This window comes from Cytobacillus firmus, assembly GCF_023657595.1.
In the GTDB taxonomy this organism is placed as follows: Bacteria; Bacillota; Bacilli; order Bacillales; family Cytobacillaceae; genus Cytobacillus; species Cytobacillus firmus_B.
The window spans coordinates 3,220,228-3,246,709 of the sequence record NZ_CP098323.1 but is presented as its reverse complement, the minus strand read 5'-3'; the positions used below and the strand labels follow the sequence as shown (position 1 = coordinate 3,246,709).

At 42.4% G+C, this 26,482-nt stretch carries 27 protein-coding genes and 2 other annotated features; of the genes, 23 read left to right on the top strand and 4 right to left on the bottom strand.

The window, feature by feature from the left end:
• The first annotated feature begins 10 nt into the window (after positions 1-10).
• Positions 11-1,048 carry a ribonucleotide-diphosphate reductase subunit beta gene (locus NAF01_RS16380; protein WP_048011343.1) on the top strand — a complete coding sequence of 346 codons (1,038 nt, stop codon included), beginning with the start codon at positions 11-13 and terminating at the stop codon, positions 1,046-1,048.
• A gap of 487 nt (positions 1,049-1,535) precedes the next feature.
• Here the strand turns inward: NAF01_RS16380 and bioB are convergent, their stop codons facing one another.
• The 3 genes from bioB to NAF01_RS16365 form a co-directional block, all read right to left on the bottom strand.
• Positions 1,536-2,528 (bottom strand): biotin synthase BioB, encoded by a 993-nt coding sequence (gene bioB, locus NAF01_RS16375; RefSeq protein ID WP_197217013.1) that lies wholly within the window; start codon positions 2,526-2,528, stop codon positions 1,536-1,538.
• Between the two features lie 24 nt (positions 2,529-2,552).
• Positions 2,553-3,149: a biotin transporter BioY gene (locus NAF01_RS16370; RefSeq protein WP_048011345.1), complete on the bottom strand. Its 597-nt coding sequence runs from the start codon at positions 3,147-3,149 to the stop codon at positions 2,553-2,555.
• Positions 3,150-3,358: 209 nt separating this feature from the next.
• Positions 3,359-4,735, bottom strand: a complete 1,377-nt coding sequence (locus NAF01_RS16365; protein ID WP_250800803.1) for a M28 family metallopeptidase — start codon at positions 4,733-4,735, stop codon at positions 3,359-3,361.
• Positions 4,736-5,005: 270 nt separating this feature from the next.
• Here NAF01_RS16365 and NAF01_RS16360 point away from each other — a divergent pair, with 270 nt between their 5' ends.
• The 9 genes from NAF01_RS16360 (at position 5,006) to NAF01_RS16330 (ending at position 13,132) form a co-directional block, all read left to right on the top strand.
• Complete coding sequence (locus NAF01_RS16360; RefSeq protein WP_250800802.1) at positions 5,006-5,281, top strand: DUF2188 domain-containing protein; 276 nt, start codon at positions 5,006-5,008, stop codon at positions 5,279-5,281.
• Between the two features lie 404 nt (positions 5,282-5,685).
• Entirely contained in the window at positions 5,686-6,438 is a 753-nt protein-coding gene (locus NAF01_RS16355; RefSeq protein WP_250800801.1) for a DeoR/GlpR family DNA-binding transcription regulator, read from the top strand.
• Positions 6,435-7,364, top strand: a complete 930-nt coding sequence (pfkB, locus tag NAF01_RS16350; RefSeq protein ID WP_250800800.1) for a 1-phosphofructokinase — start codon at positions 6,435-6,437, stop codon at positions 7,362-7,364. The genes NAF01_RS16355 and pfkB overlap by 4 nt, the downstream gene beginning before the upstream one ends.
• A 1-nt stretch (position 7,365) precedes the next feature.
• On the top strand, positions 7,366-9,237 hold the full coding sequence (locus NAF01_RS16345) for a PTS fructose transporter subunit IIABC (protein WP_197249335.1): 1,872 nt from the start codon (positions 7,366-7,368) through the stop codon (positions 9,235-9,237).
• A gap of 251 nt (positions 9,238-9,488) precedes the next feature.
• Entirely contained in the window at positions 9,489-10,355 is an 867-nt protein-coding gene (locus tag NAF01_RS16340) for a GNAT family N-acetyltransferase (RefSeq protein ID WP_048011351.1), read from the top strand.
• Between the two features lie 133 nt (positions 10,356-10,488).
• The gene (locus NAF01_RS16335; protein WP_197249336.1) at positions 10,489-11,286 is read left to right on the top strand and encodes a DUF2935 domain-containing protein; all 798 of its coding nucleotides are present in this window, start codon (positions 10,489-10,491) and stop codon (positions 11,284-11,286) included.
• Between the two features lie 485 nt (positions 11,287-11,771).
• A complete protein-coding gene (locus tag NAF01_RS25085) occupies positions 11,772-11,855 on the top strand; it encodes a putative holin-like toxin (RefSeq protein ID WP_226280784.1) in 84 nt (27 codons plus the stop codon).
• Between the two features lie 280 nt (positions 11,856-12,135).
• Complete coding sequence (locus NAF01_RS24990) at positions 12,136-12,261, top strand: hypothetical protein (protein ID WP_261391768.1); 126 nt, start codon at positions 12,136-12,138, stop codon at positions 12,259-12,261.
• Positions 12,262-12,370: 109 nt separating this feature from the next.
• Entirely contained in the window at positions 12,371-13,132 is a 762-nt protein-coding gene (locus NAF01_RS16330; protein ID WP_206701414.1) for an alpha/beta fold hydrolase, read from the top strand.
• 36 nt (positions 13,133-13,168) lie between these two features.
• Here NAF01_RS16330 and NAF01_RS16325 read toward each other — a convergent pair whose 3' ends face one another.
• Positions 13,169-14,428 carry a bacillibactin exporter BcbE gene (locus NAF01_RS16325; protein ID WP_048011354.1) on the bottom strand — a complete coding sequence of 420 codons (1,260 nt, stop codon included), beginning with the start codon at positions 14,426-14,428 and terminating at the stop codon, positions 13,169-13,171.
• Positions 14,429-14,607: 179 nt separating this feature from the next.
• On the opposite strand from NAF01_RS16325, the gene NAF01_RS16320 reads away from it, so the two are divergent.
• The 13 genes from NAF01_RS16320 (at position 14,608) to NAF01_RS16260 (ending at position 26,455) form a co-directional block, all read left to right on the top strand.
• Positions 14,608-15,240, top strand: coding sequence for an MOSC domain-containing protein (locus NAF01_RS16320; RefSeq protein ID WP_222501381.1), 633 nt, complete (start codon positions 14,608-14,610; stop codon positions 15,238-15,240).
• Positions 15,241-15,301: 61 nt separating this feature from the next.
• Positions 15,302-15,553: a binding site (T-box leader), on the top strand.
• Positions 15,554-15,592: 39 nt separating this feature from the next.
• Positions 15,593-15,837: a binding site (T-box leader), on the top strand.
• A 66-nt stretch (positions 15,838-15,903) separates the two neighbouring features.
• On the top strand, positions 15,904-17,298 hold the full coding sequence (trpE, locus tag NAF01_RS16315; protein ID WP_222501383.1) for an anthranilate synthase component I: 1,395 nt from the start codon (positions 15,904-15,906) through the stop codon (positions 17,296-17,298).
• On the top strand, positions 17,295-17,906 hold the full coding sequence (locus tag NAF01_RS16310) for an anthranilate synthase component II (RefSeq protein ID WP_222501385.1): 612 nt from the start codon (positions 17,295-17,297) through the stop codon (positions 17,904-17,906). Before trpE ends, NAF01_RS16310 begins: the two co-directional genes overlap by 4 nt.
• The gene (gene trpD, locus NAF01_RS16305; RefSeq protein WP_048011358.1) at positions 17,878-18,903 is read left to right on the top strand and encodes an anthranilate phosphoribosyltransferase; all 1,026 of its coding nucleotides are present in this window, start codon (positions 17,878-17,880) and stop codon (positions 18,901-18,903) included. Before NAF01_RS16310 ends, trpD begins: the two co-directional genes overlap by 29 nt.
• Positions 18,904-19,692 (top strand): indole-3-glycerol phosphate synthase TrpC, encoded by a 789-nt coding sequence (trpC, locus tag NAF01_RS16300; protein ID WP_197249339.1) that lies wholly within the window; start codon positions 18,904-18,906, stop codon positions 19,690-19,692.
• Positions 19,689-20,312 carry a phosphoribosylanthranilate isomerase gene (locus NAF01_RS16295; protein ID WP_222501387.1) on the top strand — a complete coding sequence of 208 codons (624 nt, stop codon included), beginning with the start codon at positions 19,689-19,691 and terminating at the stop codon, positions 20,310-20,312. The genes trpC and NAF01_RS16295 overlap by 4 nt, the downstream gene beginning before the upstream one ends.
• Positions 20,309-21,514: a tryptophan synthase subunit beta gene (trpB, locus tag NAF01_RS16290; protein ID WP_048011361.1), complete on the top strand. Its 1,206-nt coding sequence runs from the start codon at positions 20,309-20,311 to the stop codon at positions 21,512-21,514. The genes NAF01_RS16295 and trpB overlap by 4 nt, the downstream gene beginning before the upstream one ends.
• Positions 21,511-22,296, top strand: a complete 786-nt coding sequence (trpA, locus tag NAF01_RS16285) for a tryptophan synthase subunit alpha (RefSeq protein WP_048011362.1) — start codon at positions 21,511-21,513, stop codon at positions 22,294-22,296. The genes trpB and trpA overlap by 4 nt, the downstream gene beginning before the upstream one ends.
• Before the next feature lie 153 nt (positions 22,297-22,449).
• Positions 22,450-23,238: an ABC transporter ATP-binding protein gene (locus NAF01_RS16280; protein ID WP_048011363.1), complete on the top strand. Its 789-nt coding sequence runs from the start codon at positions 22,450-22,452 to the stop codon at positions 23,236-23,238.
• Entirely contained in the window at positions 23,222-23,977 is a 756-nt protein-coding gene (locus NAF01_RS16275; protein ID WP_048011364.1) for an ABC transporter permease, read from the top strand. The genes NAF01_RS16280 and NAF01_RS16275 overlap by 17 nt, the downstream gene beginning before the upstream one ends.
• 16 nt (positions 23,978-23,993) lie before the next feature.
• Positions 23,994-24,986, top strand: a complete 993-nt coding sequence (locus NAF01_RS16270) for an aliphatic sulfonate ABC transporter substrate-binding protein (RefSeq protein WP_048011365.1) — start codon at positions 23,994-23,996, stop codon at positions 24,984-24,986.
• Between the two features lie 141 nt (positions 24,987-25,127).
• Entirely contained in the window at positions 25,128-25,709 is a 582-nt protein-coding gene (locus tag NAF01_RS16265) for a LemA family protein (RefSeq protein ID WP_226617525.1), read from the top strand.
• A complete protein-coding gene (locus NAF01_RS16260) occupies positions 25,706-26,455 on the top strand; it encodes a TPM domain-containing protein (RefSeq protein ID WP_222501391.1) in 750 nt (249 codons plus the stop codon). Before NAF01_RS16265 ends, NAF01_RS16260 begins: the two co-directional genes overlap by 4 nt.
• The last annotated feature ends 27 nt before the right edge of the window (positions 26,456-26,482 follow it).

Below are 26,482 nucleotides of genomic sequence, written 5' to 3'. Positions count from 1 at the left end.
GAGGACCCTTATGAATACTCTAAAAAAACGCCTGATTATAAATCAATCGGCGCCTAATAAATCCACTTCAATCATTAACGGGGAATGCTCCAATATTCTTAATTGGGATGATGTCCGCTTTTCCTGGGCCTATCCAAAGTATAAAAAAATGCTCGCTAACTTTTGGACGCCTTTTGAAATAAACATGTCACAGGACATTAAGCAATTTCCTCATTTAACAAAAAGTGAACAAGATGCATTTTTGAAGATTATTGGGCTGCTTGCATTGCTGGACAGCATCCAAACGGACTATGCCGGAAAAGTTGCTGATTATATTACTGACTCAAGCATATCAGCACTCATGATCATACTTGCACAGCAGGAGGTGATTCATAATCACTCCTATTCCTATGTTCTATCAAGCCTTGTTCCCAAGCAAAAACAGGATGAGGTTTTTGAATTCTGGCGGACAGAACCTATATTAGCTGAAAGAAATGAATTTGTTGTGAACGGATATAAAGATTTTGCAGAGAATCCAAGTTCTGAGAACCTGCTGAAGTCGATTGTATTTGATGTCGTTTTGGAGGGGCTTTTCTTTTATTCAGGTTTTGCATTCTTTTATCACCTGGCAAGAAATCAGAAAATGGTTGCCACCTCAACAATGATAAATTACATCAACCGGGATGAACAAATCCATGTAGATTTGTTTGTTAAAATTTTCAAAGAAATTCTTAAGGAAAATCCGGAACTTAATACTAATGATTTAAGTGAATTCGTCCAGGAGACTTTTAAAAGAGCAGCTGAACTGGAAATTGAATGGGCCCGCGATGTGATCGGCAGCAAAACAGAAGGCATTCTGCTGTCTGACGTTGAAGCTTATATCAAATTCTATGCAAATGTCCGCTGCAATCAGCTGGGATTTGAACGGCCATTCGAAGGATATAGGACCAATCCTCTCCGCTGGATAGTAGCTTATGAGGAGGTTGACCAAGGAAAGTCTGATTTCTTTGAACAAAAATCGCGGCAATATACAAAAGTTCAAATAGATAATGGGTTTGACGAATTATAGAATAGAATTTACTAAAAAAGATTCTGCCCCGGGGCAGAATCTTTTTTTTATCGCAGTCTAACGGGCAGTAAGATCAGAAAAATAAATGGAGGATAAGTGTGGGGCAAACTGCCCAATCTAGCTGCCGCTCCTAGGGGCTTGAGGCCATAAGCCAATCAGCTGATGGGAAAAAGCACTTCCCGCCATCTGCTCGTCTTATGCTTGTCACCCCTGGGCAAGTCGTCTCGCATTATAATGTAAGGGCCCGAAATAAGGACAAAGACTAAGAACGCCACGTCCTCCCAAAAGCTGCCGCTTTCTGTCGTGTGATGTATCGCTGCCGCAGAAGCTTTCCTTGTCCTGTGGCTGTGACCCACTTCCTCCCAAAAGCTGTCGCATTTGGTCGTGCGATGCTCATGCTGCCGAAGCCTTCCTTGTCCTGTGGGCCTCAACTAACAAACAATCAGCGGGGTATAAAGGAACCCCCGCTGGTTGAAGTTTCACTTTATCAGGAGTATACCGGCTCCCCGGCTGCGAAATCAATTTCAAAACCCAAATCCTTCAGCATTTTATGATCAGCTGTGCTTTCCTGACCAGCGGTAGTTAAGTAATCTCCTACGAAAATGGAATTGGCCGGATATAATCCAAGCGGCTGCAGGCTCCTGAGATTCACTTCTCTGCCCCCGGATATTCTGATTTCCTTTGATGGATTAATAAAACGCATGAGACAAAGCACTTTCAGGCAATAGCGCGGATTCAGCTCATCCGTTCCTTCTAATGGCGTTCCATCAATGGCATGAAGAAAATTAACCGGAATTGAGTCGGCATCAAGCACCTTTAAGCTTCTTGCCATCGCTATGACATCTTCTTTGGTTTCCTTCATGCCGATGATAACACCGGAGCATGGTGAGATGCCTGCCTCCTTTATTAATTGGACAGTATTGACTCTGTCTCGATATGTATGGGATGTAGTAATGTTCTCATGATGATTTTCAGAGGTATTAATATTGTGATTGTAGCGGTCCACTCCCGCTTCCTTCAGCTTCTCAGCCTGTTCAGGCTTCAGAAGTCCAAGGCAGGCGCAGACCTTCATATTGTAGTGATCCTTTATCTCTTTAACAGCAGATACAACTTCATTTATCTCTTTGTTGCTTGGGCCCCTGCCGCTTGCAACGATACAATATGTTCCAACATTAAGCTGTTGTGCCTGTTTAGCTCCCTGTATGATAGAGTCCTTATCCATCATCCGGTATTTTTCAATAGGAGCAGTTGAGATGCTGGATTGTGAACAATAGCCGCAGTTCTCAGGGCATAATCCGGATTTTGTATTTATTATCATGTTTAATTTAACTTTATTCCCGTAATGATGATGACGGATTTTATAGGCACTGTGCAATAAATCCAGAAGCTCATCATCAGGGCAATTTAATATGGACATTGCCTCCGAGTCTGTCAATTCATGTCCTTCCAATACATTTAGAGCTAATCTTCGATAATCCATATGAATCCTCCTTTATACTATTAGTTAAGCTGCCCGGTTCATTTTTCTGAACTGACTGCGGGCAAATACTCTATGCTCCAGCCGATATGCCATTAACCCGGCAAATACAGAGAGAATAATGTCCTTTGGAAGAGGGACCGCCATCCAAAGCCATGCCATTTGATAGGAAAATCCTTCAGGTGCTGTAAACCAGAGCTTATAAGCCAAGTACATCCAATTTGTCCCAAATAGATAATTGATCGCCATTCCAATTAGAGCTGCTGTTATATATACCGGGACTGATTTTTTCTTTTCAATTATTTTCCCGGTGACATACGCTGTTAGAATGAACGAAAGGATAAAACCGAAAGTCGGGTTTAGTAATGAAGCAAAACCGCCGCCGAATTTTGAAAATACCGGGGCCCCTGCAAGCCCGACGAAAGCATAGACAGCCATTGTAATAGCTCCCAATCGGCTTCCTAAAATAGCCCCTGCCAAAATGGCAAAAAAAGTCTGTAAAGTAATGGGCACTCCTCCGATTACCAAAAATGGCACAATTGAAGTGATGTTTGCCCCAACCGCCATCAGGGCAACAAACATACCTGCCAATGTTAAATCAATTGTCCTCAAACCTGTCTTCATAAAAAGCCTCCTGCTAGATTTATATTTATACAATTTAGAATAATAGCAGCAGATAACAATTGTCAACCAAATTATAAATAAGGTTTACATATATGTCATGTTAAAGATGGTATCGGAGGGAAGGGAGGACAACTTGCGAAGAGGCTGGGTGGCTTGATTTTTCCTAATTAAATAGCCGCCGGCAATTCGCCAGCGGCTATATTGAGTTATTAATTATTGCCTTTTGTTTTTTTTCGAACCACATCAAAAAGTCCGGAACCAATAATATCAAGGGCTGATTGCATTCTTTCTTCAGAGATATTATCTTCAATTGTATCCTGCGGTGTATGGTATACCTTTTCAATATGATAAACAAGCGGATCCCAGCTGTCTATCCCCATCCAGATGAAAAGGGCCGCAGGAATGCCGGCATTATGAAAAGGCACATGGTCACTTGATCCGAATTTGCCTGGGAGAATGTCCGAATTGCCTATGCGTGCACCAGCTTCACCAGTTGAAGAAGTTACAATGTTTTGGCTGCCGTCTGGTGTCATGGCATATAGGTTTGTCGCCTTGTCATAATTTGTAGCAACCATATCAGGAACAAAAACAGCCTCTATCTGATCTTTTTGTGTCTCTGTTAACTGATCTACATAATATCTTGCTCCTAAAAGTCCGCGCTCCTCAGATCCAAATGCAATGAATTTGAGGGTTTTGTCTGTATTATAACCTTTATAAACTCTGGCTAGCTCAAGCATTAACCCTACCCCGGAAGCATTATCATTCGCACCAGGAGCACCCACTACACTATCATGATGGGCACCTAGTATAACTTCTTTTGTATCTTTATCTTTTGATTTTGCTTCCTTTGTTGCAATTACATTTACAGATTTAAGATCTTTATAATGCTTTGCTGTCAGGGAGAGCTCAACTGCACCTTGCTCCATTTGTTCCTTAAGCCATTCACCATGAATATAGGAAGCCCCGAAAATCGGAATATCATATTTTGCAGTAAGGTTGGGATTAAAAGTTTGTCCGTAATTTCCGCGGCTTCCAACGAGGCTTTGCAGAATTACACCTGCTGCTCCTGCCTCGACTGCTTTGTCTACCTGCTCACGGTATCCGGCTGTAGTATCTGCGCGTGCCAGCAGTACAATTTTACCTTCGGCTCCCTGGAAATTTTCATTTTCCACATAGACCACTTGAGCATGAACTGGTGCCTCGCTGATTGATCCATTCGGGGCAGCGCCCATTTGCCAAACAGTTCCGTCTCCAAATGCAGCACTGCCTATGTATTGATCTGCTACAGGAAAGTATTGAAATTCGACATCATAACCATAACTCTTAAGTGTATTTGCAATATACTGTGCTGACTTCTTTTCATTTTCTAATCCGCCCGGTCTCGTCCCAATTTCTTCTGATAGATACCTTACATGATCAATAGCACGCTCAGCATTTACCCTGGCAATAATCTTCTGATCCTGCGAGTGGGATGAGTTTCCGTTTTCAGTATTTAGCGGGGCAGCATACCCGACTGTCCCAAATGCTAATGAAGCTGCTAGAGCCGCAGCCAGGATACTGGCAGACTTTTGTTTTTTTCTTGACATAATAACCTCCTGAAAATTAGTATTTTTCGATTCCCTAACGATTCCTAGTTTAGTAGATATTGGTATTTTGTGAATAGAGTAATAATTCCTAAGAGGCATACCCATTGTTCCGACATAATCTGCCAAATCTATATGGTAAATGACAAAGTTTCCGGTACATTACTCCTATATTAATTTATTAGAAGCTGGTGTTTTTAATTTTTCCTGAGAGGGTAAAGTGAAACTGCTCATCAAATAGATGATGTCCACACAATATAAGGAGGTATAAACATGGCAAATAATCATAACAACATTCAAAGTGACGAACAGAAACAATATTTCAAGGACCGGGCAGGCACAGATGAAGCGAGATTCCATGTAGTACCGCACGATGAAGAAGGGTGGGCAGTCAAAAAGGAAGGCCAAGACAAGCCTGAGTACACTGCAGATTCGCAGTCGGATGCTGTCGAAGAAGCAAGGCGCATGGCTGAACAAGCCGGCACAATGGCCATTCTGCATAATGAGGATGGAAAAATTGAAGATCTGTTAAATTATGAAGATAAATAACTTTAAAGAAGGGCATTACCTTTGTGTAGTGCTCTTTTTTTGTTATGGAGAAAATGTGATTTTTTTCCTAAAACAAAAAAATTCCGCTTCCCATAAGAAAGCGGTTCAAAAAAGAGACCTTGGACCAAGTTAATTCTTAAATTAAAACAATATATAGTAGCGCTAGATGTCAGAAGAAACTATATATTGTTATTTTAGATTCTAGCATAATAAATCATAGAGAGCAAACTATTATTTTAATATATTTAAAATATTCTAATTAAAAGAATAAATATACTATAAACAATCAAAAACGATCAAATTATGATTGATTTTGATATATTTTGAACGAAAATGATTGATTTTTGCAATCGGTTTCAGTATGATGTAGTCAAGAAGAACAACACACCCAGGGAGGTGATGTTTTGTTAACACCAGAGCGCCACAAATTGATACTGCAGCTTGTAAAAGAGAAAGGTGTAGTGAAAATTCAGGATCTCGTTGACATGACAGAAACATCGGAATCCACAATTAGAAGGGACTTGACCCAGCTTGAGGAAGGGAAGTACTTAAAAAGAGTACATGGAGGGGCTGCCAGGCTTCAGGGAAAGCTGCAGGAACCCAGCATGTCTGAGAAGTCATCCAAAAACCTTCAGCAAAAGCGGCAAATCGCCCAACACGCAGCAAACCTTGTTGAAGAGGGGGATTCCATTTATTTGGATGCAGGCTCGACAGTAACTGAAATGATTCCCTTTTTGCCTGCAAAAGAAATTGTGGTTGTGACGAACGGATTAATGCATATTCAAGCATTGCTGGAACGAAATATAAAAACATTTTTAATTGGCGGATTTGCCAAGGAACAGACAAAAGCGATCATCGGCAGAGGGGCATTGGAGAGCCTGGAAAATTATCGATTTGATAAATGCTTTATGGGGGTTAACGGCATCCATCCTCAATTCGGCTACACCACACCGGATCAGGATGAGGCCATGATCAAGCAAATGGCCATTTCGCTTTCAAGAGAGGCATTCGTGCTTGCCGATGATACGAAGTTTTCAGAAATTGCATTTGCCAAGATTGCCGATTTGCATACAGCAGCAATTATAACAAATGAGCTGGATGAGGATCAGCAAGAGCCTTATAGCAGCAAAACTACAATAAAGGTCGTGACAGCATGATACACACATTGACGCTAAATCCGTCAGTGGACTACATCGTAGAATTGGATGAAATGATAGTCGGCGGTTTGAACCGCATGCAGCAGGATGCAAAGTTCCCTGGAGGAAAAGGGATAAATGTTTCCAGAGTGCTGAAAAGAATGGATGTTGAAAGCAAGGCCTTTGGCTTTGTAGGCGGATTTACAGGAGATTATATTGCTGATTGCTTAAATAAGGATAATATTCAAACCGACTTTGTCCAAGTTGCTGAAGACACAAGAATTAATGTAAAGATCAAGACAGAGACAGAAACAGAAATCAATGCCAAAGGACCGGCCATTTCAGGAAGGAATTTCGAGGATCTTAAAAATAAGATCCGCAGCCTATCAGAAGAAGATTTGCTTGTCCTCGCAGGCAGTATTCCATCAACATTGCCTGAATCAACTTATGAAGAGCTGGTAAGAATTTGTTCAGAAAATGGGACGGCTTTTGTGGTGGATGCAGAGGGAGAATTACTGAAAAAGGTGCTTCCATACAAACCGTTCTTAATAAAGCCGAATCACCATGAATTAGGTGAAATATTCAATACAGAATTTACTTCCGCAAGAGAAGTTATCCCATATGGACAGAAACTTGTAGAAATGGGCGCGCAGAATGTAATTGTTTCATTAGCCGGGAAGGGAGCCGTCTTGATTTCTGATGAAACAGCGTATATTTCAAGCGTTCCAAATGGGAAAGTGAAAAGTTCTGTGGGTGCCGGAGATTCCATGGTAGCCGGTTTTCTTGCAGCTTATGAAAAAAACAAAAATATAGAAAAGGCTTTTCAATACAGTGTTGCTTCCGGAAGCGCTACGGCTTTTTCACTTGGTCTTTGCACAAAGGAAAAAGCAGAGGAATTGCTTTCTCAGGTTTCGATTGAAAAGGTCAGCCTAAAAGGGGAGATTTAGGATGAGAATTACAGAATTACTGACAAGAGATACGATTCTGCTCTCATTGAGCGGAACAGGCAAAATGGATGCCATAAATGGATTGGTAAACAAGCTTGATGCAGCCGGAAAGCTTCATGACCGGGACGCCTTCAAGAATGCAATCTTAAAAAGGGAAGAACAAAGCACAACAGGCATAGGTGATGGAATTGCCATACCTCATGCCAAAACGGGTGCGGTCAAAGAACCTGCTATTGCGTTCGGCAAATCAGAAGAAGGCGTAAATTATGAATCACTTGACGGTCAGCCCGCACACTTATTCTTTATGATCGCAGCCCCGGAAGGAGCAAATAATACACACTTGGAGGCTCTGTCAAGGCTTTCATCGATATTAATGAACGAGGAAGCACGCAAAAAACTTCAGCATGCTGCTTCTGCGGACGAAATTATTGAAATCATTGACAGCTATGACGGGACAGAAGAAGAGGAAGTCCAAAATATTGCAGACAGCAAACGATTTGTTGTGGCTGTAACAGCTTGCCCAACAGGAATTGCCCATACTTATATGGCAGCTGATTCACTAAAGGCCAAGGCAGCTGAAATGGGTGTTGATATTAAGGTTGAAACAAATGGCTCAAGCGGTGCTAAAAACGTTCTCACACCAGAGGAAATTGCAAATGCAGCAGCAGTTATTGTTGCAGCAGATACAAAGGTTGAAATGGAACGATTCAGCGGAAAGCATGTCCTTGAAACGGCAGTTGCTGAGGGCATCCGGAAACCTCAGGAGCTTATTGAAAAAGCGCTTAAGCAGGATGCTCCTGTATACAAGGGCGGAAGTGCGGACAGCAGCGGGACCGCTGGGAATCAAAAAGAACAAAAAGCCGGAATTTATAAGCACTTAATGAATGGCGTATCCAACATGCTTCCATTTGTTGTGGGCGGAGGGATCCTGATTGCCATTTCATTTATGTTCGGTTATAAAGCAGCAGATCCTAATGATCCGTCATACCATCCTATCGCTGAAGCACTGATGACGATTGGCGGGGGGAATGCATTTGGATTAATCGTTCCAATCCTTGCGGCGTTCATTGCCATGAGTATTGCGGACCGTCCAGGCTTTGCTGCAGGCGCAGTCGGGGGAATGATGGCAGCATCTGGAGGCGCAGGATTCCTTGGCGGCATCATTGCCGGCTTCCTTGCAGGTTATGTAGTAGTTGGTTTGAAAAAGGTCTTTGCTGGCCTGCCTTCATCACTTGAAGGAATTAAAACGATTTTGCTCTATCCGCTCTTTGGAATTGCTATCACGGGATTGCTGATGCTTTATGTTGTCAACAAACCAGTTGGCGCATTAAATTCTGCTATCACCGAGTGGCTTTCAGGTCTTGGTACTGGAAATGCTGTCCTGCTTGGAGCAGTCCTTGGGCTGATGATGGCATTTGATATGGGTGGCCCGGTCAATAAATCGGCATACGTATTTGGTACAGGGCTGCTTGCGAACGGAGTATATGAACCAATGGCCGCAATCATGGCAGCGGGTATGGTTCCGCCTCTTGCCATCGCGCTTGCCACAACTTTATTTAAAAATAGATTTACTAAACAGGAACAGGATGCAGGAAAAGCAAACTACATTATGGGATTTTCGTTTATTACTGAAGGCGCAATCCCATTTGCAGCTGCAGATCCATTACGTGTTATCCCATCCATCATGGCAGGATCTGCCTTGGCTGGTGCCATCTCAATGATGGCTGGAATCGGATTAAGGGCGCCGCACGGCGGAGTCTTTGTCGTCCCACTAGTCGATGGCCCATGGCTAATTTACCTTGCAGGAATAATAGCAGGTGCTCTTTTGTCCGCTGTCCTTATTGGACTCCTGAAAAAGCCTGCAAATAAATAATGTATGAACCCAAGCCGGTACTCGAAGTATCGGCTTTCATTTTTGAAAAATCCTTTTAAAATTGATTGAAAAAACTGAAAATAAATGCTTTAATTAAAATAAACTCATTAGTCTATATAGTTTTGATATTAAATAAACTATCCAGTCTATTTAAAATGGAGGTGAAAGAGACATGGCCATTATCATTGTAATTAAAAAAGGGAACAAACATAAATAACAATCAAAAATTTAAAACATGAAGGAGAGCGGCTATGAAAATAAAAAGACTTTCCCAGTGCACCCTGGAGGAGGCGCTGACAGCTTGGAACAAAGGCTTTGAAGGATATATAGTTCCCATTAAGATGGATCTTCAGGCATTTGTTAACCGAATGATATCTGAGGGTCTTTCTCCTGAAATGTCGATTGTTGTATTTATGCACGGAGAACCTTGCGGAATCATAATGAATGGGTTTCGGGAGATTAACCGCAGAAAAATAGCCTGGAACGGAGGCACTGGAATCGCCCCGGAATTCCGTGGAAAAGGTCTCTCTGCAGCAATGATGGAAGAGGTAATTAGCATCTATAGAGCTGAAAGAGCCCACACCGCTGTTCTTGAAGCAATTGAAGAAAATGAGAGAGCGATTAAGCTGTACAAAAAAGCAGGCTATGTGATTACCGATCACTTGCTTTATTTAAACAAGAAGCTTTCACATACCGAACTGGGCGTATTAAAGGAAAACCATCTTTCCATTAAAAGGTTATATCCCGAACAGCTGCAGTCACTTAGCATTTATGACAGCAAAGCTGCCTGGCAATGCCAGTGGCAAAGCGTAAAACACGGAGAAGCTGCTGTGCTATTAAATGACGATGGGAAAGAGGAGGGCTACATTTTATACAAAAGAATACTGGAAGCGGGGGGACGAACAGACCGAATCATCATCTATCAGTTAAGATTAAATGATGGAAATGCTTATGATAAAATGACTGAAGGCATTCTCGCTCATCTGTTTCTGGCTGGGGACGATTCTATTGATTTTACTGCAGTTAATATTTCTGTTTCCAATCCCGCCTCAAAAGCTTTACTTGAATTGGGATTCGAAAAAAAGGCTGGACAGGTAATGATGGAAAAATCGCTTTAGTATATCTGCTTTTCAATTTCCCTCTCTCTCTTAAAAACTAAGTTGCAGATCCATAGTTGAGGTTAGTGCTTAGGCATAATTTCAGCTGGTTTCTGATATGTTTTTATGAGTACGTTTGAAAGGGGAGCTACACTTGGCTGCAGGATTTGAAAATGCTGCAAAATTTGAACACGGGTTTTGGCTGCAGATTTTGGGTGATCATGCACGCTTTATACATGATTCGCTATCACCAAAGGAAAAAGACAGCATTGAACGGGCAAATTACTTTATACAAACTTTTGATCAGCTGCTGGGAAGGGTTGGAGTGGATAATCTGGAGCAATTGAGCCGGAGGGCGGAACAGGAAGCTAAGAAGCTGCGGGAATTTAAATTGAACCTGATTGAACGTCATTTGACAGGGAAAATATCCATTCATCTTGGTCCGGTTTTTATTAACCATATGGTCAATGAGCTTGAGGAATATATGCTTGTCCTTCAATATTTAAAAAAGGGGGAAGCCCCGCCTGTATTTCATGAGCTCCATCACCATTTAATCTGGCTTCTGGATGCAGCTGGCCATGCAGGTGCCATATCGGACAATATGGAACGTGTTGAGAAGAAAATTAAGAAAATCAGTGATGGCTATACAAAGGATTTTGAAGCATTTTATTTAAAGGCCGTAGAAATGTCCGGCTTCCTTCGGACTAATGTTGAATCATTCCCCGCCCTGCAAAAGTTTAACAGCGATGTTACGCTGGAAATGTCTCTGTTTATGAACTTTCTCAATGAAATTGAGGAGCTTGAATTAAGCAAGGAGGCAATGGGGACATTTGCAGCTTTAATGGCAGATCATATGTACCGTGAAGAATGCTATTACCTCTCAAAGCTTGCCGAGTCTACTCAGTCTGAAAAGCCGAAATGTGACCCGGCCAAACCACGGCTTAAAGAATAATTTCAAAACTGCCATTTTCGGCAGTTTTTTTGCTTACAGAACATGAATCCATGTTTTCCAGGGTAAAGGAATATTAAAAAGGCTGATATCATGGAACTGATTAGATGGAGTTATATGAGGAGAAATCAGGTAAAGGGGTCCTTTGACTGTTTTCCTGAAGCAATCATTATTTTTAAAAGAATAAAAAATTATTATTTTATCCACAGTGCGGAATGGATAGGAAATCCCCAGATAATTGCTAAGCACCAGCTGGAGGAAATGGAATATTTACTTAATCAGGAGATGGGTTTTCTTCATGGCTATCTTCAAAGGAAATCTGCAGATAATAGAGAGAGTAAAATTTGAAAAAATAGGAAAGAAGAATCAATTTATTTAAAATAGAACACATGTTCGACTAAGTGGACAAGAATGTGTTATAATAGAGAAGCAATGGGAGTTTCTCAAGGGTGGTCGGCTAGCCCCGTACTGAAAGGGGGTGATGCCTTTTGACAGTTTTCGAATCGATCATGATGATGATTTCTTTTTCTAGTCTGATCATTGCTGTCATGACTTTTAACCATAAAAAATAGACCTCCCTTGATCTGACAATTGAGGGAGAGGTCTACGTTTTTGACAGGCCGATCCCCTAAGGGAACGACTATTGCGAATGACCGTGGGTGCGGCAACACCTGCGGTCGTTTTTTATTCATAATCTTAATTTAAGGATATCATATACGTCTCAAAAAGTCACGGAAATAAGCATATCGCATGATCACTTATAGTATATGCAGATCTGTGCTGAAAATCCATAATGATTCTTAGCCTGGTGTGAAATACTAATAAGGCATTGTGATATATGGAGGAACAGACATGACAAAGCGCAATATTAAGACTAAATCAGGATTGCAAAGTACAAAGAAAAGTATTAATGAGATGGAGTTCTCAAAAGAGCTTGGTACAGAAAGCAAAAGTGCCAAAAAGACAAAACCTGACTGATGTTGGAAATAAAGAATCAACAGAGATGGGGCAGACTAAAACTGCCCCATTTTTTTATGGAGCAGGGAGCAGGAGAGCGAAGAATGTTTGTATAGAAAGGACGATTCGAATGCCGTCATTTATTTATGAGGATACAAAGATTTTTTATGAAACAATGGGCAAGGGAGTGCCGATCATTTTTATACATCCGCCTGCCATGGGGAGAAAGGTATTTTATTATCAAGGTCTGCTGGCAGAGCACTTTCATGTTATTTTTCCTGATTTAAGCGGGAATGGAGATACCGCTGGCCCGGAAAAAACAGTAACTATACAAGGATATGCAGAAGAGATAAAAGCTGTATTAGACCACTTGGATATTGAAAAAGCTGTTATTCTGGGCTATTCATCAGGTGGCATAATTGCTCAGGAGTTTGCCCTCTCATATCCGGAAAGGGCACTTGGTGTCATTCTCTCAGGCGGGTTTCCTGAGGTGTTATCAGAAACCTTCAAATACGAGCATATTCTGGGAATGTATTTTGTGAAGCACTTTCCAGGTTTCCTGCGGTATATAATAGCATCGAGCCATACAAATGATAAAAAAGTCAGAGACGAGATTCTGGAGCATATGAAAAAAGCAAATCACACCATGTGGTTTCAATTTTATGATAGATCCCTTCACTATTCCTGCACCGATCGCCTTAGGAACTTAAGTGTCCCCCTTCTCCTTATATATGGCTCAAGAGATTTTGTTAATCAGCATATAAGGAGCTATAGAAGATATGTCAGCTTTCAGGCAGCCATAATCAAAGGCGTTTCCCATCAGGTGCCAACTAAAAAGTGGCAGCTATTCAATCAGGTCGTAACTGGTTTTGTACAGCAGCATTTTAAATAAAGAAATCCGTATCGTCATGGAACGATACGGATTTTTTTAGCTATCATTTGCGTCAGGTTTGATTGCTATAATGGCTGCAAGGGCAGCAAGAATGGTTATTCCGCTTAAAATATAAAAAAGCCCTTGATCAGAATGCTTCATCAGAATAGCAATGGCAGGCGGGCCGCCGGCAACGCCGATAAACCGCATTGAACTGTATAGCGAAGTAATGGTTCCACGTTCTTCTTTTACAATTCCTTCCGTAATCAGTGCATCCAATGAAGGCAATGCAACGCCTATGCCAATTCCGGCAAACAGGAACATGCTGATCATAAACCACATATTGTTTGAAAAGCTTAAGATTGCAGTGGCAGCTGCCACAAGCACTGTTCCTAAGAATATGATCCACTTCATTAGTATTTTATTTTCTTTTATTTTTTTTCCTGTCAGATAGGACGAAAGGCATAGTGCGCCAAGCGGTACAGCCAGGAGAAGCCCTTTTTTTACATCTTTAATATCGTATGTCTTTTCAAGCACATCAGATAAATAAAAAAGTATCCCAAAAAGCACAAACATAAGAATGGCACCAATTAAGAAAATAGCATAAAGCCATTTTCCGTTGTTCTTAAAGGTATCCTTAATATTGCTCCAAAATTTCTTTAGCGGAAGCGGCTCTTCTCTTTTATTTGGTGTTTTTACAAGAAAGAATACCAGCAGGATTGAAATCGTACAAAAAACCGGAAACGAAAAAAACGGTAAAAACCAAATAAACCCCGCCAAAAACGCTCCAAGTATAGGGGATAGAACTTTTCCAAAAGTATTGGAAGTTTCAATCAGGCCAAGGGAACTGCTGACTTCATCATCATTTTTAAACATATCCCCAACCAAAGGCATAACAATTGGTGCCGCGCCGGCTGCCCCAACACCCTGCAATGCCCTCCCGGCTAATATGATCCAATAAGCATCCGCCATTTTCCATGCCGCCCACCCAGAGATCAGTCCGCCGATTCCCGCAATGAGAAGACTTGGAATAATGACTTTTTTACGGCCGATATGATCCGATAAAAAGCCTGCGATTGGAATCAAAATAATGGCTACAATACTGTAAACGGTAATAATCATGCTGGATTGGAATGCAGAAATATTTAGTTTATTTTCCATCTCCGGCAAAACAGGAATCAGCATGGAATTCCCAAGTGTCATAACGAGAGGAATTGAAGAAAGTGAAAGAATGGCCCATTTTTGGTTATGAACATCATCACCTGACTTCTTTTTAGCTTTGGAATTTACAGATTGTAAATTTTCAATGTGCTCCATATTTCTGACCTTCCTTTTCGTTAATCAAACTAGTCTTAATATGAGCTAAATGAAGAAAAACTAACTAGAAAAAGCTTTGTCTTTTTATGGGAAAGTTCATATTCTGGAAAAATTTGTTTCGATTTCCTGAAAAGAAACCGTTACACTATAAAGAAAAACGAACACGGGGAGGGAATTATGTGAGGGAGATTATTTCCTTAAGCATAGGAAAGCCCAGAAAGCACAGCTGGAAAAGCAATGAGGAAATTTCGGGAATCGGCAAAGAAAAAATTAACAGTGTGTTTCTAACGAAGGAAGGTTTTCTGGGGGATGGAGTGGCAAACACTGATTTTCATGGCGGCCCAGACCGTGCAGTGTGCCTATATCCCTTCGAACATTACGGGATGTGGGAGAAAGAATTTAGAAAGACATTCTCTCCGCCCTCATTTGGTGAAAATATTTGTGCGGGAAATATGCTGGAAAAGGATGTTTTTATCGGTGACACCTTTTCTCTGGGGGAATCGGTCATCCAAATAACTCAGGGGCGGATCCCATGCTCCACAATATCAAAGCATAACGGAGAAGATCGGCTTTTAGGCAGAATTGTGGAAACATGCTTCACAGGCTACTTTTTTAGAGTTCTTAAAGAAGGAACTGTAACAGCAGACAGCGTCCTTAAACTCGAAGAAAGAAAGCAGGCAAGTGTATCGGTTCTGCAGGGGAATTTTATCATGTTCCATGACCGAAGAAACCTTAAAGCAGTAGAAGAACTGCTGCGGATTGAGGAGCTTGCAAGTGTGTGGAGAGAAAAGCTTGAAAAAGCATTATTATAAAAAAATGAAATTTTCCCCTTGACATTTTTCATTTATCGGAATAGTATAATAAGCAATATATCGATCGGCAATGACAAAGAGTAGTAACTGCTGGTGAAGCTAAAGAGAGCTGATGGTTGGTGCAAATCAGTGTGGAAACAGCAGTGAATGGACTTTCGAGCCTCCAAACCGAACCTTTTTTAAGCAGTAGGCTTTGGCGAACGGTCTCATCGTTACAAGGGACAGATATTTAGGCGATTTTCGCTTTGATATCTGTTAAGTGAGCTGATTGATCAGCTAACAAAGGTGGCACCACGGGTTTCTCGTCCTTTTTAGACGGGGAGCCCTTTTTATTTTCACGAAACTTTAATACTTTAAATCGCTAAGCAAGAGGAGTAGATTGATGGAGATCCGTTCAAGAGAGCTGGGGGTAGGTGAGAGCCCGGTACGGAACGTCATTCGAATGGACTTGCGAGAGGCTTCCTGAACGATAGTAGGGAAGCACGGGTTTCCGCCGTTAAAAGGATAGGGTATCGACTTATTTCCGTACCCGAAAAAGGGAGCAGCTTTTTTGCTCTAAAAAGAGGTGGCACCACGTTCACAAGACACGTCCTCTATACCTGCAGCTACTGTGGGTATAGGGGACTTTTTTTATTTTCCTTAAAGAACTGGAGGAGAGATATATTGAAACCAACATTAGATGGGACTTATATAATCGAAGAGCTGGAGGGTGACACATTAACACCAATTTCAATCTTTCAGAGAATGAGCGGAAGAAAAAAATTTCTGTTAGAAAGCTCGCTAAAGCATGAAAAATCGGGAAGGTATTCCTTTATTGGTGCAGATCCCGTGATGGAATTAAAAGGAGAAGGAAACCGGACAGCTGTTACTGCCAGGGGAAAAACAGAAGTTTTTGCTGAAAAGCCGCTTGATGCGGTAAGAAGGCTGATGCCGGAGCAGAAACATCACCCCTTTGAACAGTTCCCATTTTGTGGAGGAGCTGTTGGCTATGCAGGCTATGATGTCATCAGACAATACGAAGATATCGGGACGATTCCTTATGACGAGCTGAATGTACCGGATGTCCACCTTATGTTTTTTGAGGAAGTGGCGGTTTTCGATCATCTGGAGCAAAAGGTATATCTCGTAGGCATGCCTTTACTGGAAGAAACAGATGAATCTCAGCTGCGTGAAAAAATACAGAAAAGAAAGGCTGAAATCCAAAAGGGGACAGCGGGAGCTGAATCGGAAGAAGCAACGCTTTCAGCTTTCAAAGCTTCCATATCTAAAGAAGACTTCGTTGAAAAGGTAAACAGAGCCAAATCTTATATTGAAGAGGGCGACATTTTTCAGGTGGTGCTTTCTCAGCGGTTAAAGGCAGAATTGACTGGAGATCCTTTCGCCTTTTACCGGAAGTTAAGAGTTCAAAATCCTTCCCCATATATGTACTACCTTGATTTTGAAGAATATGCCGTTGCAGGTTCATCGCCTGAAAGCCTTATAAAAGCAGCAGGAAACAAAGTAATTACGAACCCAATTGCTGGAACAAGGCCAAGAGGCAAGTCAGAAGAAGAAGACTTACAGCTTGAAAGGGACCTGATAGAAGATGAAAAGGAGCTTGCCGAACACAGGATGCTGCTCGATCTGGGCAGAAATGATCTCGGCCGTGTCTGCGAATTCGGATCGGTCACTATAGAAAAAAACATGGTAATTGAGAGATATAAGCATGTCATGCACCTCGTATCCGAAGTTGGCGGGAGGCTGAAAAATCCCCACACATCGATTGATGCCTTAATTGCGTGTCTGCCTGCCGGAACAGTTTCTGGTGCTCCCAAAATTAGAGCAATGGAAGTCATCAATGAACTTGAAACTGTGAAAAGAGGAATTTACTCAGGAGCAGTCGGCTATTTTTCCGGGAATGGCAATATGGATTTCGCACTGGCTATCAGGACAATGGTGATTAAAGATGGATACGCCTATATACAAGCTGGGGCAGGCATCGTGCATGACTCCATCCCTGAAAAAGAGTACGAAGAAACACTTCATAAATTAAAAGCATTTTTGGAGGACAAAAAATGATTCTGCTGATTGATAATTATGATTCATTCACATTTAACCTTTATCAATATCTGGGTGAGCTGGGACAGGAAATTAAAGTTGTAAGGAATGATCAGATAACAGTCGAAGAAATTGAAAAATTGGATCCCGATGCCATTGTCCTTTCCCCTGGACCGGGACGGCCGGAACAAGCGGGAGTCATTGTTGAAGTGATTCAGCAATTTTACAGGAAGCTTCCTATCCTGGGCATTTGCCTTGGTCATCAGGCAATCGGCTATGCCTTTGGGGCAAAGATTGAAAAAGCCAAAAAAATTATGCATGGCAAGGTGTCTAAACTGAAGCACAACGGATCACAGCTGTTTCAATACATGCCGCAGCCAATAAGCATCATGCGTTATCATTCCTTAATAATTCAGTCAGGAACGCTGCCTGGCAGCTTTAAGGTTTTGGCCCGATCAATGGATGACAATGAAATAATGGCAATCAAGCATGAAGACTATTCATTATACGGCTTGCAGTTCCATCCGGAGTCAGTAGGAACAGACCTTGGAAAAAGGATTTTGGAAAACTTTTTACAAACAATCAGGAGGGAAGAAGAGAGTGAAAACAATACTGCAGAGGTTATCTGAACGGGAGTCATTGACAGAGGCAGAAATGAAGGAAGCAATGGACAATTTATTTGCCCAGGACGTAACGGACAGTGAGATTGCGGCATTTATGGTAAGCCTTAAAACAAAAGGGGAAACAGTTGAAGAAATTGCAGGCATCGTAAAAGCAATGAGGGATAAATCTCTTTCATTTAGTAAGAAGATTTCCAATGTTTTGGATAATTGCGGTACAGGAGGAGATGGCTCAAGCAGCTTTAATATCAGCTCCACTTCGGCCTTTGTGATTGCAGGTGCCGGAATTCCTGTTGCTAAGCACGGCAACCGAAGTGTCTCCAGCAAAACAGGCAGTGCCGATGTTCTGGAGCATTTGGGAATAAATCTAAATCATCCGCCTGAGCGCACGGAGGAAATATTGGAGGAAATCGGAATTGCTTTTCTTTTCGCCCCTCATGTGCATCCGAATATTAAAAGAATCATGAAAGTGCGCAAGGATTTGAGGATACCGACAACCTTTAATCTGATAGGGCCATTGACTAATCCGGTTGAACTTGATCATCAGCTTCTTGGTATTTACCGGAGGGATTATATTGAAATGTTTGCAGAGGTCTTAAAAACTTTGGGAAGAAAGCGTGCAGTTGTTTTAAATGGTGCAGGATTTATGGATGAAGCATCTCTGCAGGGGGAAAATCATCTGGCTATCCTTTCTGACGGGAAGGTAACGAAAAAGGTTCTCCATCCGGAGGAAGTTGGACTATCCATCTGCAGCAATGAGGCGATCAGAGGCGGAGATTCAAGGGAAAATGCTGAAATTCTTATGAGTGTCCTGAAAGGAGAAAAGGGAGCGAGAAGAGATACAGTCCTTCTTAATGCCGGCATTGGAATCTTTACAGGAGGCAAGGCGGCAACAATTCAAGATGGGATAAATGCAGCTAAAGAAAGCATTGATTCAGGAGCTGCCTTACAAAAGCTTCATCAGTTAATTGAGGCAAGCAGAAGCATCCATAAAGAGGTGATATAAGTGGGAACAATTTTAGATCAAATTCTGGCTGAAAAAAGAAAAGAAGTCATCGTGCTGAAACAGGAAATTATCGATGCTACAGAAACCGAAAGCAAACGCTCATTTATTAAAAGGCTTGCGTCAGGCAGCGAACTGGCTGTGATTGCTGAATTCAAAAGAGCCTCACCATCAAAGGGCGATATAAATACCGGACAAAATCCGAAAGACCAGGCATTATTTTATAAAAAGTATGGTGCGGATGCGATTTCCGTTTTAACAGATAATAGGTTTTTTAAAGGCAGCTTCGCTGATCTTTCAGCTGTCAGAGAGACAGTCGACCTTCCTATTCTCTGCAAAGACTTCATTGTAGACGAGGTGCAAATCTTAAAGGCAAAAGCATCAGGGGCAAACCTGATTTTACTCATTGCTGCTGCCATGGATGCAGAACGGCTTCAAGAGCTTTTTGATTTTGCTGAGGATGAAGGCCTTGAAGTATTAATGGAGGTTCATAATGAAGAAGAACTGGAAATCGCGCTGAAAACCGGGGCACAGCTGATCGGAGTCAACAACCGGAATTTAAAAACCTTTGAAGTGGATCTGAGTGTAACAGAAAAACTTGCGCCGCTAATAAAGAAAGCGGGGAAATTTCTGATCAGCGAGAGCGGAATTAAGTCTGAAGACGATGTGCGGCGTGTCATTGCAGCAGGAGCAAATGCCATCCTTGTCGGAGAAGCATTTATGAAAGCAGAGAACCTGGAAAGGCTTTTGAAGGCCATGAAGCTTCCTTTGCAGGGGGCTGTCAGACAATGAAGGTGAAGATTTGCGGAATTAGAGATATAAGCACGGCGCTTTCTGCCATTGAAAGCGGTGCGGATGCCCTGGGATTTGTTTTTGCTGAAAGCAAAAGAAAAATTACACCCGAGGCGGCAGGCGAAATAATTAAAGAGCTTCCCCGGGATGTTTTAAAAGTCGGAGTATTTGTGAATGAAACGAAAGAAAACATTGAGGAAATAGCCAGTATTTCAGGGATCAATGTCATTCAGCTTCATGGAGATGAAACGCCGGAATTTTGCAGCTTATTCTCTTTACCGGTTATAAAAGCTCTGAGCATTGGCTCACCTGATGATCTATCTAAACTGGATGAATATGCATGTGAATACGTTCTTCTTGATAGTCCAATAGGAAAATATCGGGGGGGCAACGGGGTATCGTTTGATTGGTCGATTCTAAACAAAAATTCAATGCATGATAAAAAAATCATCCTCGCAGGAGGGCTCAATCCTGAAAATGTGGGGGAAGGAATTAAAGCCGCCAATCCTTATATGGTTGATGTAAGCAGCGGGGTTGAGACGGAGGGTAAGAAAGATCTGGAGAAAATAAAAAGATTCATAGACAACGCTAAACGTATGGAGAGGGAGGAAGTAAAATGAACGCAGCTTATACTTTGCCTGATGAACGGGGTCATTTTGGGACATATGGAGGCAGGTACGTGCCTGAGACACTAATGCAGGCCATTCTTGAATTGGAGGAGGAATATAAGAAAGCGCAGGCTGATGAAAGTTTTCAAAAGGAACTTCAGGGTTTGCTGAAAGACTATGTCGGGAGGGAAACTCCTCTGTATTTTGCAGAAAACCTCACAAAATATGCCGGCGGTGCGAAAATCTATCTTAAAAGGGAAGATTTGAACCATACAGGAGCCCATAAAATCAATAACTCACTCGGCCAGGCTCTATTGGCGCAGCGAATGGGCAAAAGAAAAATCGTAGCTGAGACGGGTGCAGGGCAGCATGGAGTTGCAACAGCAACTGCCTGTGCACTTTTAAATCTTGAATGCGTTATTTTTATGGGTGAAGAGGATATTAGAAGACAGCAGCTGAACGTCTTCAGAATGGAGCTGCTTGGAGCGAAGGTTGTAGGTGTGCAATCAGGAAGTGCCACACTTAAAGATGCAGTCAACGAAGCCCTGCGCTACTGGGTGACAAATGTCGAGGATACCCATTACATTCTAGGTTCAGTCATGGGCCCGCATCCTTTTCCAATGATTGTCCGGGATTTCCAAAGTGTTATCGGAAATGAGACAAAGGAGCAATATCTTGAAAAAGAAGGAAAACTCCCTGATGCAGTTGTAGCCTGCATTGGCGGCGGCAGCAATTCAATGGGCATGTTCTATCCTTTCATTAAAGATGAAACGGTCCGCATGATTGGGGTGGAAGCAGCAGGATTGGGAACAGATAGTGAAAAACATGCTGCCTCTTTAACAAAAGGAACGCCCGGAGTTCTTCATGGGGCATTAATGTATTTGCTGCAGGATGAACACGGACAGATTCAGGAAGCCCATTCCATTTCAGCAGGCCTGGATTACCCTGGAGTAGGTCCGGAGCACAGCTATTTGAAAGACAGCGGAAGAGCCGAGTATGAATCAATCACAGATGAAGAGGCGCTCGAGGCGTTACAGCTATTATGCAAGCTGGAAGGCATTATTCCTGCTTTAGAAAGCTCCCATGCGGTGGCCTATGCATTAAAGCTTGCACCGCAAATGAATAAAAACGAAGGCCTTGTTATCTGTCTATCTGGCAGAGGGGACAAAGATGTAGAAACAGTGAGAGCAAGATTAGGAGGGAAAGGAAAATGAACCGGATTGAAAAAGTTTTTCAGAACCTAAAGCAAAACAATGAAAAAGCGTTTGTGCCATATATTATGGCCGGTGATGGAGGCTTGGAGACACTGGCTGAGAAAATTACATTCCTCGAAAAAGCGGGAGCAACAGCTATTGAGATCGGTATTCCCTTTTCGGATCCGGTCGCCGATGGGCCCGTAATCCAGCAGGCAGGCATTCGGGCATTAGAAGCTGGAACAACACTTAGGGGCGTATTAGCTGCAATTGCGGAAATCCGCCCTATTGTTCATATTCCGCTTATTTTTATGACATATATGAATCCGATCATGGCATATGGCATTGGCAACTTTATTTCTGATGCCTCAGGATCCGGGGTGGACGGCCTAATATTGCCTGATCTTCCTGCAGAGGAAGAGGAAATTATTGCACCGATTGCTGAGAGAGCGGGAATCGAGATCATCCGGCTTGTGACATTAACCAGTCCATTAGAGAGGATACAAGAGATTGCAGACAGAGGGAAAGGCTTTTTATATGCTGTAACTGTTAATGGTATCACAGGTGCAAGAAAAGGGTTCACGGATGAACTCGGAAAGCATTTGGAAAGAGTTAAAGAGGTAAGTCCGATTCCGGTATTGGCAGGCTTCGGAATTTCGGAGCCTGAGCATGTAATAGAAATGAATAAGCATTGCGACGGAGTAATTGTAGGAAGCAGGATCATAGAGCTTTTTCAAAGCGGTGAGTTAGCAAAAGTGGAAGAACTGATCGCTTCATCCAAAATAGAAGAAATTAAATTGTGAAACAAAAGCTTTCTCCTGATGGAGGAGGCTTTTTATTTGATTACGCCCAATTTTAAAAATATTTGTTGTAAAGGTTGACATGCAAAGTGAATACATTATAATTACAAGTAATCCGAGTAAATTAATGAGATTTATAAGAATAGGTGATTTTGAATGTTTATTGAGATAAACGATGTAAATAAACAATATAACGATAAAGAAAATCGTCCGGTTGACGTCCTGAAAGATATTAACCTATCGGTTGAAAAAGGGCAGTTTGTCTCGATTTTAGGACCTTCAGGATGCGGAAAGTCAACACTTCTATCAATTGTCGCAGGGCTGACTAAAACAACTTCAGGCAACATTCAAATCGATGGAAAAACCATAACAAAACCCGGAAAAGACAGGGGAATGGTTTTCCAGCAGGCAGCGTTATTTCCCTGGCTGACAGTCATGGAAAACGTTACGTTTCCCCTGAAAAAAGAAATGAAGAAAAAGGATGCAGAGGAAACCGCACTAAAGTATCTGCAAATGGTTCAGCTGGGAAAATATATATCCCATTATCCTCATGAGCTTTCAGGAGGAATGCAGCAGAGGGTAGCAATCGCAAGAGCACTTGCCATGAACCCTGAAACACTTCTAATGGATGAACCATTCGGTGCTCTTGATGAACAGACGCGAACGCGATTGCACGGACAGCTGGAAAACATTTGGACTGAGACGAAGAAAACGATTCTTTTTGTTACTCACAGCATCTCAGAATCTATTAAACTTTCAGACCGGATCATTGTAATGGGGACAAAGCCGGGAATTATATTACAGGATATAATCGTTGATATTCCCAGACCCCGTGAGGACCACAAAAAAGAAATGCTCGAAATTGAGGATCACATTATGAAATACCTGAAGAAGGAAATTGATAAAGTTGTCAGTGAGGAGCTCCAATATGCAAACAGCCATTAAACGGATCATATTTTTTGCAGCCATCATTGCCTTCTGGGAAATTGGATCACGGCTTGAACTCTGGCATCCTCTGATCTTCCCTTCCCTATCAAGTGTATTCAGTGCACTTGCTGAAGGGTTTCAGGATAAAACATTAATCTATGATTTAATCGCAAGCTTTAAGCGGCTCGCAGTCGGTTTAACGATCAGTCTTATTATTGGGACTCTAATTGGAATTCTTTTAGGGAAATCCAAAACGGCTGATGAAACACTGGGTGCTGTCATTCTTGCTTTGCAAAGTGTACCAAGCATTGTCTGGCTGCCGATCGCGATTATGTGGTTTGGCTTAAATGAAAAGGCTGTTATTTTTGTAACCATCCTTGGCGGTACGTTTGTAATGGCTCTGAACATGAGAACAGGTATAAAAAATGTTTCACCCTTATATATCAAAGCAGCCCAGACAATGGGTGCGACTGGAATTGATTTATTCACACGAGTCATTTTTCCGGCATCCATTCCTTACGTAGTAACCGGCTCCCGTCTTGCCTGGGCATTTGCCTGGCGGGCACTGATGGCTGGTGAACTTTTAAGCACAGGACCTGGATTGGGCTACACACTTCGATATGCTTCAGACTTTGGAAGAATGGACATCGTAATCGGTGTCATGATTATTATTGGAGCAATTGGAATGATTGTTGACCAATTCATATTCCAGCGCATTGAAAAATCTGTAATTAAAAAATGGGGACTAGAGTCTTAAATCTGGAGGGATATTTATGAAAAAGGCGTTTTTATGGGTTGCTGTATTATTTACTATCACCGGGCTGCTTGCCGGCTGCGGATCATCTGAGAAAAGCAGCAGTAAGGAAGACAAGATTGTCATCGGTTATTTTCCTAATATCAATCATGTGCCGGCAATGGTTGCGAAAGACCAGGGCTATTTTGAAAAACAGCTTGGCGATGGAACGAAAGTAGAATATAAGACATTTGCTGAAGGCGGTTCTTTCATGACAGCTCTGAAAACGGGCGACATTGATGCAGGTCTTGTAGGACCCGGACCAGCCATGAACAACTTCTCAACTGGCGCCGATGTTAAAATTATCGCAGGTGCTTCAACTGGCGGTACTGTTGTACTAGCCAGAGAAGGGGTAAAAATCAACTCACTGGAAGATTTTCAGGGAAAAACATTCATCACGCCTGGCGTAGGCTGCACACATGATGTCCAGTATGAAACATATCTTGAAGAAGCCGGCATCACCTCAGCACGCATCGGCGGTACTATGAAGCATTTAACAGGCAACCCTGCACAATATGCAAGTATGCTGAAAACGGGTAAAGTCGATATAGCAGTTGCTCCGGAACCATGGGCAGCAGTCATTGAACAGGAAACAAATGCAGAAGTGGTAATTGGATGGGATGAGGTATCCTTTGGTGAAACACTTCCGGCATCCGTATTAGTTGCAACGGGCGACGCAGTGAAGACCAGCCCGGAAAAAGTACAGAAAATTGTTGATGCGCATAAAGATGCTGTGAAATTTATCGAAGAAAATCCTGAAGAAGCAAAAGCCATTACAATCAAAGACATTAAAGAAGTGACCGGCCAGGAGCTGGAAAAAGAAGTCGTAGACCGCGCCTGGGAAAGAATTGGGTTCACTTACGATGTAGATGCAGAAACAATCCAGGAATTTGCAGATTCATCCTACACGTTAAAATTCCTGAAGGATAAACCGGAATTCAGTGAACTGATTGCAAAGAACTTTATTAAATAAGCATATTTGAACCGGAGCCCATATGGGTTCCGGTTTTTCTTGTGGTATAGGGGAAAGGAATCTCCTGGTTTAACTTTCACCCAAAAAAGGAAAAATACCATGCAAGCGACAAAAACTACATAGAAACAGGAGTGGCTAAAAATGAAAAAAAAAGGTATGGGAGTTATAATTGCCGTGATTGCGGCAGTAGTCATAGCAGGTATGATGCTGATGTCCAGCTATAACGGATTTGTCAGTGCTGAGGAAAATGTGGATCAGGCATATTCTCAAATTGAAAACCAGCTGCAGCGAAGACTGGATTTGATTCCTAATCTGGTAAATACGGTAAAGGGGTATGCTGCACATGAGAAGGAGACCATTCAGGCGGTATCTGATGCACGTGCCAGATTGGCGGGAGCCCGTTCGCCTGAAGAGGAAGCAGCAGCAAACGCAGAACTGTCAAGCGCTCTGAGCAGGCTGCTTGTAGTAGTTGAGAACTATCCCAACCTGAAAGCGGATAAGCAGTTCACCCAATTAATGGACGAGCTTGCCGGTACGGAAAACCGGATTTCGGTTGCCCGAAAGGATTATAATGACCAGGTTTCTGTATATAACAAAAAAGTAAAAAGGTTTCCGGGTGCAATTGTAGCCGGGATTACAGGCTTTGATGAGAAAGAATATTTCAGGGCGGATCCTTTGGCGAATGAAGCACCTGAAGTTGACTTTGGAGGCAATGGAGAATGATCAGCCGCAGGGTCTTTTTGACCCTTCTTTTAGTAAATTTAATAATGGGGGCATTCATAGTCCATGCAGATGAATCCATACCCCAGCCTGCTGGAGATATTTATGTCAAGGATTTTGCAGGTGTTCTAAATGAACGGGAAAAATCTGAGCTGATTAAACTGGGGAGACAATTGGAGGATCAGACAACTGCACAGGTGGCAGTGTTACTTGTTGATACAATTGGGGACAGGCCGATTGAAGAATATGCAAATGAAGCTTTTCGGTCATACGGCATAGGCAGCGCTGCTGAGAATAATGGTGTCTTACTAGTTGTGGCCATGCAGGATCGGAAGGTGCGCATTGAGGTTGGATATGGGCTTGAAGGCCGGATTCCTGATGGAAAAGCCGGCAGGATTCTGGATCAGGTTACTATACCATATCTCCAGGAAGGCCATTCGGGTAGAGCGGTAATTGAAACCTACAAGGTGCTTGTACAGGAAGCTGCCGGAGAAGAAGTGAATTTAGGGAATAGCGGCGATTATGCAGATCCAGGGACAAAGGATGGAGGCGTTGGCATCCCGTCCTGGCTGCTGATTATCATTGCTGTCGGTTTGCTGTTTCTTGATATTAAATTCTTTGGAGGAGCCTTTACATATGCCATACTTTCCATTCTCTCAAGAGGGGGAGGCGGAGGCAGAGGAGGCGGCGGTCCGCGAGGAGGCGGAGGCGGCTCATCAGGCGGTGGAGGAGCCAGCCGGGGCTGGTGAAACGAAGAAGAGCGGGGGCATCCCTGC